Genomic DNA, 976 nt, shown 5'->3' with positions numbered 1-976 from the left:
AGCTTGCTCGCGAACCGCCCAGCACCGTGCCTTGCAGGTTCGCGAGCAAGCTCGCTCCTACAGGTATCCTCCGACGCTTACAGTGGGCGTAGAAGCGTAGGGCGAATAACCTGGAACAGGTTATTCGCCGGCCCTTGAGCGGCGGATAACGCTGGCGCGTTATGCGCCCTACAACAGCGCCATATGCGACCGCTGTGGGCGATTCACTCCGTCGCGCCGATCTCGCGCTTCAGGTGCCGGCGGGTGCTGTCCAGGATGCGGTCGGCCATCTCCGGGTCGGCCACGCTTCGCGACAGCACCAGCGCGCCGATCAGGGTGGCGAGCAGGGCGACGCTTTCATCCTCGGCATGCTCGCTGGGCAGTGCCTTTTCGATGGCATCGATGCGCGCCTGGACGATGGCGTCGGTGGTCGCGCTGGCATGTCCGCGCGCGCCCAGTTCGGCCGAGATGGTCGGCAGTGGGCAGCCCTTGCCGGGCGTATTGCGGTGGCCAGCGGAAAGGTACTGGTCGATGAAGCCGGGCAGCGGGTCGGCTTTCGCGAACTGCTGGTCGACGATGGGGCGCAGCTGCTCGGCGGCCTGCTGCAGGGCGATCTCCACCAACTCGTCCTTGGACTTGAAGTGCGCGTAGAAACCGCCGTGGGTCAGGCCCAGCGCCTTCATCAGCGTCTGCAGGCCGGTGGCGTCCACGCCTTCGCTGCGAAAGCGCTGCGCGGCCTCGTTGATGATGCGTTCGCGGGTCTGGGCCTTGTGGTCTTCGGAATAACGCATGACCGGTCTCCTGCGGATCATGGAATGCTGGATGTCATTCTAACGCAGGGCGGGCGAGGGGAGGTGATTCAGGGCAGGCGCGAAGGTAGGCAGACTGTAGGGGGGGGGGGGGGGGGGGGGGGGGGGGGCGCCGGGGGGGGGGGGGGGGGGGGGGGGGGGGGGGGGGGGGGGGGGGGGGGGGGGGGGGGGGGGGGGGGGGGGGGGGG

General features: G+C 69.2%; 1 protein-coding gene. It reads right to left on the bottom strand.

Annotation, left to right across the window (positions count from 1 at the left end; genetic code table 11):
- Positions 1–203 precede the first annotated feature (203 nt).
- Positions 204–770, bottom strand: a complete 567-nt coding sequence (locus tag ACCC94_RS29815) for a TetR/AcrR family transcriptional regulator (RefSeq protein WP_413353187.1) — start codon at positions 768–770, stop codon at positions 204–206.
- Positions 771–976: the final 206 nt, after the last annotated feature.

It is taken from the genome of Pseudomonas sp. Pseusp97, from assembly GCF_047304025.1.
GTDB lineage: Bacteria > Pseudomonadota > Gammaproteobacteria > Pseudomonadales > Pseudomonadaceae > Pseudomonas.
Note: the sequence above shows the minus strand (reverse complement) of the source record. Positions and strands in the feature narration are given on the sequence as shown.